This window comes from Hymenobacter daeguensis (assembly GCF_054780555.1).
On the sequence record NZ_BAAGWC010000050.1, the window covers coordinates 1 to 9641 of the forward strand.

The 9641-nt window shown below is 64.3% G+C and carries 9 protein-coding genes and 1 pseudogene; 3 read left to right on the forward strand and 7 right to left on the reverse strand.

What is annotated here, in order from left to right:
- Positions 1–228: 228 nt before the first annotated feature.
- On the forward strand, positions 229–1158 hold the full coding sequence (locus ACYVHT_RS23060) for a T9SS type A sorting domain-containing protein (protein ID WP_460557718.1): 930 nt from the start codon (positions 229–231) through the stop codon (positions 1156–1158).
- A gap of 143 nt (positions 1159–1301) precedes the next feature.
- Here the strand turns inward: ACYVHT_RS23060 and ACYVHT_RS23065 are convergent, their stop codons facing one another.
- The 4 genes from ACYVHT_RS23065 to ACYVHT_RS23080 form a co-directional block, all read right to left on the reverse strand.
- A complete protein-coding gene (locus tag ACYVHT_RS23065) occupies positions 1302–2417 on the reverse strand; it encodes a mandelate racemase/muconate lactonizing enzyme family protein (RefSeq protein WP_460557720.1) in 1116 nt (371 codons plus the stop codon).
- A gap of 105 nt (positions 2418–2522) precedes the next feature.
- Entirely contained in the window at positions 2523–2777 is a 255-nt protein-coding gene (locus ACYVHT_RS23070) for an invasion associated locus B family protein (protein ID WP_460557722.1), read from the reverse strand.
- A gap of 45 nt (positions 2778–2822) precedes the next feature.
- Positions 2823–3548, reverse strand: a complete 726-nt coding sequence (locus tag ACYVHT_RS23075) for a hypothetical protein (RefSeq protein WP_460557724.1) — start codon at positions 3546–3548, stop codon at positions 2823–2825.
- Positions 3549–3594: 46 nt separating this feature from the next.
- A complete protein-coding gene (locus ACYVHT_RS23080) occupies positions 3595–4101 on the reverse strand; it encodes a hypothetical protein (protein ID WP_460557725.1) in 507 nt (168 codons plus the stop codon).
- Between the two features lie 77 nt (positions 4102–4178).
- Between ACYVHT_RS23080 and ACYVHT_RS23085 the strand changes: the two genes are divergently transcribed.
- On the forward strand, positions 4179–4373 hold the full coding sequence (locus ACYVHT_RS23085) for a hypothetical protein (protein WP_460557726.1): 195 nt from the start codon (positions 4179–4181) through the stop codon (positions 4371–4373).
- A 287-nt stretch (positions 4374–4660) separates the two neighbouring features.
- On the opposite strand, the gene ACYVHT_RS23090 is transcribed toward ACYVHT_RS23085, so the two are convergent.
- From ACYVHT_RS23090 to ACYVHT_RS23100, 3 genes are all read right to left on the reverse strand, one after another.
- Complete coding sequence (locus ACYVHT_RS23090) at positions 4661–5212, reverse strand: REP-associated tyrosine transposase (RefSeq protein ID WP_460557727.1); 552 nt, start codon at positions 5210–5212, stop codon at positions 4661–4663.
- 546 nt (positions 5213–5758) lie between these two features.
- Positions 5759–6199, reverse strand: coding sequence for a hypothetical protein (locus ACYVHT_RS23095; RefSeq protein WP_460557729.1), 441 nt, complete (start codon positions 6197–6199; stop codon positions 5759–5761).
- Between the two features lie 81 nt (positions 6200–6280).
- Positions 6281–8752 carry a glycoside hydrolase family 31 protein gene (locus ACYVHT_RS23100; RefSeq protein ID WP_460557731.1) on the reverse strand — a complete coding sequence of 824 codons (2472 nt, stop codon included), beginning with the start codon at positions 8750–8752 and terminating at the stop codon, positions 6281–6283.
- Between the two features lie 223 nt (positions 8753–8975).
- On the opposite strand from ACYVHT_RS23100, the pseudogene ACYVHT_RS23105 reads away from it, so the two are divergent.
- Positions 8976–9641 (forward strand): annotated as a pseudogene (locus tag ACYVHT_RS23105) (hypothetical protein); the annotation flags it as partial.

Here is a 9641-nt window from a genome sequence, read left to right on the forward strand (position 1 = left end):
CCGCTGGAGCTGGTGCTGCCGGCCGGGCTGCGGCCGGGCCTCTACGTGGTGCGCGGCGGCGGGCAGGCCCTGCGGCTGGCGGTGGAATAGCGCCGCCCCGGCCCGGGTGGCAATGCGGGAATGGCAGATTGGTCGGCTTATCGCCCGGCTCTGTCGATTGTGAGGGACTGAAAAATGAGCGGTGCGCTAGGTTTGGCCAACTCTTTCACTTTCTAACGCGTTTCCGCTATGAAAACCATTACCCGCTTTGCGCTGGCGGCCGGGGCCAGCATTCTCAGCCTGGGAGCTTCCCAGGCGCAGTCCGTGGCCAACCTCGACCTTGAGGCCTGGACCACCCGCACCACCGCCGTGAGCACCGGCGTGGAAGCCCCCACCAACTGGATTACCGACGATGACCTCGTGGCCCAGGATGCCGGCCAGCAGCTGCCCGCCAGCTTCGGCACCCTGCTCAAAACCACCGACACCCACAGCGGCTCCTACGCGGCCAAGCTCGTAACCGATGCCAGCGGCTACTCCAGCTACTTCGTGCTGGGCCCCCGGGCGGCCACCAGCTCCACCAACTCGCTGGGTGGCGTGCCTTTCACGGGCCGCCCGGCCAACCTGCAGTTCTACTACAAGCTGGCCGGCACCAACGCCGTGGCCGACTCGGCCTACGTGCAGCTGGAGCTGACGGCCACCGTGAACGGGGCCTCCCAAACGGTGGGCTACGTGACGCAGGTGCTCACCAACCCCTCGGCCACCTACACGCTGGCCTCGTTCCCGGTCACCTACCTCTCGGCCGCCACCCCCGACTCGGTGCACCTGATGTTCGTGTCCGGCATTGCCCGCCACATCACCACGGGTACGGCGGTCTATATCGACGACATTGACTTGGGCCTCACGCCCACGGCCACCCGCAACGCCGCCCTCAACGCCGCCGTCACGGCCGCGCCCAACCCCAGCCCCACTGGCCGCTACACCCTCAGCAGCACCGAGCCGGCCCTGCTGGCCGCCCCGCTCACCGTGCTCGACGTGACGGGCCGCGTGGTGCGCCGCGAAGCGGCCGCCGTGGCCACTGCCTCGCGCGAGCTGGACTTGAGCGCCCTGCCCGCCGGTCTTTACACCCTGCAGCTGTTCACGGGCAAGGGCCTGGTGAGCCAGAAGCTGGTGGTGCAGTAACCTTATTTTGCCTGTCATCCTGAGCACAGCGAAGGACCTTACCACGCCTGAACTCTTTGCAGCAAACGCAAAAGGTCCGGGCGTGGTAAGGTCCTTCGCTGTGCTCAGGATGGCAGCGTAACCGCTGGGATTAACTGTCGCCATCAAAAATGCACCTGCTCGGCCCGCCTTAGCCAGACTTCGTCTATCGTCGCGCCCAGGCCGGGGCCGGTGGGCATTTCAATCACGCCGCCGGGGCGGTAGCGGAAACCGCCCGCTACGGGGTCGTCGGTGAACATGAGGGGCGTGTCGAAATCGCAGTGGTGGATGGCGGGGTTGGTGAGGGCCAGGTGGGCGGCGGCCGTCATGCCGAGGCGCGATTCGAGGAAGCCGCCCACTTGCAGGGTGAGGCCGGCGGCTTCGCCGAGCTTCGCAATTTTCCGGGCCCGGTGGAAGCCCGACGACTTGCCCAGCTTGATGTTCAGCATCTGGCAGGCTTGCAACTGAATGAGGCGGGCCGCGTCGTGCTCGTCGCCGCAGCTTTCGTCGGCCATGATGGGGATGGGCGAGGCGGCCCGCACCCGGCTCAGCTCCATGAAGTGCTGGCGCAGAATGGGCTCTTCGCAGTGCTCGATGTTGAACCCGCCCAGGGCCTGCAGCACGGCAATGGCGTGGTCGGCCGTGGCCCAGCCCTGGTTGGCATCCACGCGCAGCGGGTGCTCCATGCCGATGCCCGCCCGAATGGCCCGAATCCGGGCCACGTCGTCGTCCAGCGTCCCGCCCAGTTTCACCTTGATGGCCGGGAAGCCTTCCTGCTGAAATTGCACGGCATCGGCCTGCATTTTGGCGGGCGGGCCGAGGCTCACGGTCATGTCGGTGGTCAGCGTTTTGTCGTTTTTCCCGCCCAGAAATTCGTAGATGGGCAGGCCGGCGTGCTGGGCGGCAATGTCGTGCAGGGCAATGTCGAAGGCGCTTTTGATGCTGCTGTTGCCGTAGATGATGCGGTCCAGCTCGGCCAGGTTGCCGGCCAGGTCCAGGGCGTCGCGGCCCTTCAGCTTCGGGGCGAAATACTGGCCCACGATGAAGCAGGTGTCCACACTCTCGCCGTTGATGGTGAGGAAGGGGCTGCACTCGCCGTAGCCGACGTGGCCATCGGCCGTGCGCAGCACCACCACCACGTTTTCCACCGCCAGCAGCGGCCCGAGGGAGATGACGAACGGCTCGCGCAGCGGCACCAGCAGCTTGTAGATACTAATGGCTTGAATGGTGGTGCCGGGCATAAAATGCAGGGTTAGGCCGCAAATAATGCCCCCAAAGTAGCACGAACGCGGCCGTTAGTGGCCCCCTGCTCCTGCCCGGCCGGCGCACCGGTTATGAAGCCAACCCTATTTCATTGGCCGGATGCGATTGGGCACCGCGTCGGCGGGGCGGCCGGAGCGGCGGAACTTCCGGCCGAAGGCGGCCGTGTCTTTGATGAGGGGCGTGGCAAACGCTGAGCGTTTTTGGGCGGCCACTTTGGGGCCCGGCTGCGCTTTCACCGACGGATTTTGGGGCGGCGAGGCGGGGGCCGTTTGCCCGTGAGCGGCCAGGCAGCAGCCCAGCAGCGCCCAGCCAAGCAGGAAAGTGGAAGTGCGTTTCATGAACAACAGACCGGAAGGTGAGAGAGCAATAAGACGGGCGATGCCTTACAAATAGCTGGTGTGCCGGGGCAGGCTGCCAAACCGGTAGCGGAACCCTACTCCGGCCGTGGGCACCAGGCCCGCGCTCCGGTTGGGGGCGCCGCTGCTGGCACACCGCTGGTTCAGAGCGGTTTCGAACAGCACCTCGGCGCCCGGGCCCACGCTCAGCACGCCGGCCAGGCCAGCCGTGGCGTAGAGGTTGGTGGTGCGGGCGCGGGTGGTGGTTTCGGCAAGGGGCTGGCCGGGCAGCGCGGCCACGTCGCGGGTTTCGTACTGCTGCCACTGCGGCGTGAGGCCGGCCACGGCTTCGAGCGACCACAGCGGGGCCAGCTGCTGGCCAAAGCGGTAGCGTACCTGCACGGGCACGGCCGCAAACCACTCCTTGAACTGCCCCGAACCCGTGGGCTGGCCGGGCGCAGGCGGCACCGTAACGCCGGGAATAATGTCGTAGGAATGGCTGATTCTATCGGCGCTGACGCCCGCCTGCACCGTCCAGCGCGCATTGAGCTGCACGCCCGCAAACACCCCCAGAAAGCCCCAGCCCATCGTTTGGTCCAGCTTGGCCGCCTCCCGCCAAAACACCGGCATGGCCGCCTGCACGCCCAGCACCACGTGCGGCCGGCTGTGGCGCGTGGTCAGGTAGTCGGTGAACTGCGCGCCGGGCGCGGTTTGGGCGAGGGCGGCACCGGGCAGCGCCAGGGCCAGCAGCAGGAAGGAGTAGCGTGAACGCATCAGCAGCAAGGGAAAGGAGTGAAAGCGACTGGCAGCCAGCCCGTTCTCAAATATAGCCACCTGCGGCTACAATCCACACCACGGCCGGCGCATAGTCGGCGCCGTAGTCGGGGTTCAGGCACTCAATGGTTTTTATGGGCACGGGCACTAGCTGGTGCTGGGCATTCAGGCCCCACGCGCGGCGGATGCGACGCAGGTATCGGGGGTTGTCGGGCGTGTCAGTGGCCAGCACGAAATAGAGTCGGGGCTTGCCGGCGCTGCCTTTGCAAGTGGTGATGTGCAGGATTTGGCGGGCGGCCGACATTCTGACGTGTACCGTATCGGCAATTTCAAATTCAGCCTTTTCAGTAGGCTTGCTCAGGCGCTTTTCGAAGGCCAGCACCACTTCGCCGTTGCGGCAGTCGTGCTGGGTGCGGGCGTAGGTGGTCAATCGGTCGAAGCTGGCTTCCATCATGGCCGATTGGCAGACCACATAGCCGCTCAGGTCGATGCGCGGCGGGCGCGGCGCGAAGCAATGGAGCAGAAAAGCCAGCGGCAGGAGCAACAGTTTCATCAGATGCAGGAACAGGAAAGGTGGTAACCCCAAAGATGGCAGCCAGCGGTTGACAATGCTCCCAACGACCCCTCTTCGTGCTGGCCACCTCGGCCGCCGAGTTTCTGAAGCTGCTGGGCGACCAGCAGGACGCCGAAACCGCCCGGGGCCGCGCCGCCGATGTCCGCATCCTGGCCGGCAATGCCCTCTACGAGAAACTGGTTGACCTCTGCGCCATCGGCAAAGCCCTCTACGCCACCACCGACGCCCGCAAGTACGGGACTACGTGGTGACCGACGCGCCCGCCCCCAGCAGCGGCCCGAAGATGCCGGGCCGGTTGTAGCTGGCGGGCAAGTAAGAACGGAACAGGGCACCCCGTGGGGTGCACTGTTGTGGTTTTGGGTGGCTGGCGTGCGCGGTTGGTACATCCCCGGCTGGCGCGCGTCTGCGACGCGCTGCCGACTGGCTTCGAGCCTGTGGCTCGGGCATTGCAAACGTAAGCGTCCGAAACCCCAATCCGAGCCACAGGCTCGATGCCAGTCGGCAGCGCGTCGCAGACGCGCGCCAGCAATGCGCAACGCTAACGGTCAATAAATAAAACGTCCAGCATTCCGGGTATACCGGCATACGCCCCGGCCGAGCTGAACACATAATGCTCGGCTTCGGCAACGGTCCAGTCCTGTACCGGGTTTTGGTGGATGTAGTGCAGCTTCTGGCGCGTGAAGTCCAGGGTATAGCATTCCAGGGCGTGGCTGCCGTCCTGCCACAGCTTGTGCGACTCGATGCGGCGCAGGAGCCGGGCGGCGTACTCGAAGCGGTAGAGCAACCACTCCTGCCGGCTTTCGGGGCCTTCCTGCACCAGCCGTACGATGGTTTTGGTGGTAAACTTTTTGAAGTCGCGGATAATTGGCCCTAGTGTGAAGCCTTCGGCCGCCCGCGCCAGCAGGTGCAGGTGCGAGGGCATCAGGCACCAGCCATACAGTTCCAGCCCCTTGTGCTGCTGGCAGTAGCGCAACGAATCGACGATGACTTGCTTGAACTCTTTGCGGGTGAATACATCGACCCATTCCACGGCCGTCAGCGTCAAGAAATACAGCCCATCGGGATTGCGCGGCGTGTATTTGTCGGACATCGGGCAGGTAGGCGGTGGTGTTTCGCTAAAGATACGCGTCCTGGCTTACGTTGCCCGTGCTGGCGCGCGTCTGCGACGCGTGCCGACTAGGTTCGAGCCTGTGGCTCGGAGTAGGGTTTCGGACGCTTACGTTTGCAATTCCCGAGCCACAGGCTCGAAGCCAGTCGGCAGCGCGTCGCAGACGCGCGCCAGCCGGGGTTAGGCGAAGCACGAAGCTAACAAACTTCTTTGCTGTCTTTGCTGGCGCGCGTCTCCGACGCGTGCCGACTGGGGTCGAGCCTCCGGCTCGGGCATGGCAACACTACCTCCAACGCAACCACGACCCGAGCCAGAGGCTCGAACCCAATCGGCAGCGCGTCGGAGACGCGCGCCAGCCACCGCCTTGCCAGCCCGCGGCCTACGTGGCGACGGACACGCCCGCTACGCCCGCCGCCCCGGGGCCGCCCCAGTCGTAGCGGCCGGGTGGGCGGGAACGAAACAGGGCACCCCGTGGGGTGCCCTGTTGTGGTTTTCAGGTGGCATTTGCTGGTGCTGCGACAGTAGAATTTAGTTTAATAGATAGATGAATAGCTCGTCTTCAAAAGTGTATTGAAAGCATAATTTGTTTGCCTCCAAGAGAACATAAGTATCTTGTGGTATGGAGAAAAAGTCCCATAGATAGTCAACAAAACAACTATACCGCAGGGCATAAGCATAGTTTATCATGTTATCACCTACCACCACAACTGATAAGTCTTGGTGAGAACGAGGCTCAACACAGTTAACTATTGCTGACCTTACCATTTCAATCCAATCGTTGGAAGTGGCATCTGCTTTTGCGCAAAGCAATTCGCCTCCTGTTGCCATACTACCAACTATGGGCAGCTGTCGCTCTATTAAGGAGAAAAATGGGGTTGGGTTCTGCAATTGAAATGCTTCTGTTCCCAATTGCTCTATGAGTTCGGTGTCAAAAGTCGTGGGAGTTATTGAATGCATATCATCTTCCATCTTTCTCAAATTTTTTCCGGTGGCTTCAAAAAGGAGGAGTGTCTTTGCTCAATAGTACACGACAGAACCTCGCGCCATTATTTAGGCAACCGGCACCTCCCCCTTCCCCGCCCCAGCCGGCACCACGTTCACGCGCACCTCGCCGAAGCTGACGGGCACCACGAGGCTGGGCAGGGTGAGGCCCGTTTCCAGCGTGGCGTCGGTTACTTCGGCAGCCTGGCCGTCGGCAGCGACGGCGATGGCGCCGGCCACGCCGTGCAGCACCACGCGGTAGGTGGCGTAGCTGGGCGCGTAGTCGCCTTCGATGGTTTGGGTGAGGACGAGGTCGGTGGCGGAGCCGGTGACGGTGAAGCGGCGCACGGTTTTCTGGCCTTCGAGGTAGGCGTAGCCCTCGCCGCCGTCGTCGTAGAGGACGCTCTCGGCGGTGCCGTTTTTGTAGTACACGTGCAGGGTGAGCTCTTCGACCACTTTTTCGCCCACGTACTGCATCACGGGCTGCATGGGCACCACGGCCCCGGCCTTGATGAAGAGCGGAATGCGGGTGAGGTCGGCGGCGGCCCAGACTTCGCTGCCGCCGGTTTGGGGCGTGTCGGTCCAGTAGTAAAACCAGTCGCCGCGGGGCAGGTACATCCAGCGGCCATCGGCGCCGGGCGTGGTGATGGGGCACACCAGCAGGTGGTCGCCGAGGCCGAACTCGGCCATGCGCAGGTAGGTTTCGGTGTCGTTCTGGTCGAGGAAGGTGAGCGGGCGCAGCATGGGCGTGCCCTGGGTGGCGTACTGCCAGAAGGCGGTGTACATGTAGGGCAGCAGGCGGTAGCGCAGCTCGATGAAGTAGCGGGCCAGGTCGGTCACCTCGTCGCCGAAGCTCCAGGGCTCCTGGTCGCCGTGGTCGCCGGAGGAGTGGGTGCGGAAGAACGGGTGGAAGGCCCCCAGGGCAATCCAGCGGGCGTAGAGCTCGCCGGTGGGCGTGTCGATGAAGCCGCCGATGTCGGAGCCGATGAAGCTGAAGCCCGAGATGCTCAGGCGCTGGCACTGGATGTTGGCCAGCCAGAGGTGCTCCCAGCTGGCAATGTTGTCGCCGGTCCAGCCCGAGGAGTAGCGCTGGCCGCCGCTGTAGGTGCTGCGCGTGATGGTGAAGGGCCGGTTGGGGTAGCTGAAGCGCTTCACGCCCTCGTTGGTGGCGCGGGCCATCTGCATGCCGTAGATGTTGTGCGCCTTCTGGTGCGAGGCCCAGTGGCCGTCGTAGTGAAAGCGCACATCGGGCGGGAAGGTGCCTTTCTCGAACACCGCCGGCTCGTTCATGTCGTTCCACACGCCCTTCACGCCGATGTCCTGAATGAGCTCTTTGAACAAGCCGGCCCACCACTCGCGCACCTCGGGGTTGGTGTAGTCGGGGAAGTTGCAGAGGCCGGGCCACACCGAGCCCTTCATCAGCGGGCCATCGGCGCGGCGGCAGAAGTAGCCTTTTTTAATGCCCTCCTGGTACACCGAATAGTCGGGGTCAATCTTGATGCCGGGGTCGATGATGACGATGGTTTTGAAGCCGTCCTGGGCCAGCTCCTGCACCATGCGCTTGGGCTCGGGGAAGTGCGCCTTGCTCCAGGTGAAGCAGCGGTAGCCTTCCATGTAGTCGATGTCGAGGTAGAGGGCGTCGCAGGGGATTTTTCTATCCCGCAAACCCGACGTGATTTCCTTCACGTTGCTCTCCGGGAAATAGCTCCACTTGCACTGGTGGTAGCCCAGCGTCCAGAGGGGCGGCAGCTCGGGCGGGCAGGTGAGCAGGGTGTACTCCTGGGCCACCTCCATGAGGGTGGGGCCGTAGATGAAGTAGTAGTTCAGCTCGCCGCCCTGGGCCCAGAAGCTGGTCACGTCGGCGCGCTCGCAGGCAAAGTCGAAGCTGGCCTTGAAGGTGTTGTCGAAGAAAATGCCGTGGGCAATTTTCTGGTGCAGCACGTGGTAGAACGGGATATTCTTGTAGAGCGGGTCGGTGCCCTTCACGTAGCCGTAGGTGTCGGAGCCCCAGTTGGTGAAGCGCTTGCCGCGCAGGTTCATGTTGTCGGGCTTGTCGCCGAGGCCGTAGTAATGCACGCCGGCGGGCACCTGCTTGCTCATCTTCACGATGTCGTTGCCGGTGTCGTAGTCGTACTCCCAGTGGAAGCCCTTCTCGTCGTCGCTCAGGATGGTGCCGGAGCGGTCGAGCACGCGGGTGCGCAGGTTATCCTTCTGAATCAGGCAGATGAGGCGGGCCGTGGTGAGGCGGTAGTGGTCGGGCTTTTCGCGGAACTCCACCAGGGCCGGGGCCATGCGCGTGGTGGCGTCGGCGGGCACGGCGTAGGAGAAATCGGGGTTCAGCGGCCCGTCGGTGAGGTAGCGGAAGCGCAGGATTTTGTCGCTGAGCACGTGCAGCAGCAGGCGCACGCCGTTCTGGCAATTGAAGAGGAAGCGGTGGTTGTTGAGTTCTTCGGCGCGAATGACTTCGCCGGGATAATGCTCCTGGTGGCTCTTGGCCGCCAGGTCGTTCACCATGTAGTTATTTTCCTGAATCGAATTCATAAAGTAGTTCTAAGCAAAAGGCAAACGCCTCAAAAAATTAGACAAACAATGTCGGGCCGGGTTTTCGGCATGCAGCGCAAGTGTGCAAGTTACTTTTTTCTGCGCCCGGCCAAAGGGTTTTTTCGGCAAATACGACCCCGCTGCCGTAGCATTGGGGGTTAATTCACGGCCGAGCTGTCCACCCCGCCGCTGGCAGGCCGCATTTCCTCCCTCTGCTTTGTCCATGACCCCGCCCGATTTCTCCGTCTTGCTGCTGGCCTGGGACGATGCCGACCCGCAAGTGGCCGTGCTCGGCGGCTCGGCCCTGCCCCCCACCCTGCCGCTGGTGTACCAGCTGGCTGCCCGGCACCCGGTGGTGGCGCTCTACCCCCACCTGCCGGCCGACGAAAACCCGGCCCCCCTTCCGGCAGAAGCCCTGCCGGAGCCGGCCACGGCGGCGGCCCCTCCCGCTGCCGATACTACTGAAGCCCCCGCCCCCACAGCCCCCGCCGATGCGCTCGCTACTGCTGTAGCCCGGCCCGGCGTGCAGCTGCTGCCCGCGTCCGCCCCCCTCTCACGCATCGTCGGCCTGTCCGACCTTGAGCCGGCGGCCCCTTCTTTCTGGGCGGCCACGCCTGCTGCCGTGGCCGCCGTGGCCGCCGCACCCCGCAACGAAAAAGCCGGGCTTGTCCGGTCCGTTACCAGCATGCCCGCCGCGCCCGGCCACAGCCAGTGGCCCACCGGCATCAACGCGCCCGCGCCCGCCGGCCACTGGCAGGCGCCGGCCGCTCCTTATCTGGGGGCTGGCGCTGGCGCTTTTTTTCCGCCGCCGCCGCACGCGCCACCTCGCCCGGCGGGGCTTTCCAGCCAGCATGCTGCCCCACCCGCCGCTGCCGGTGCAGGCCCCGCC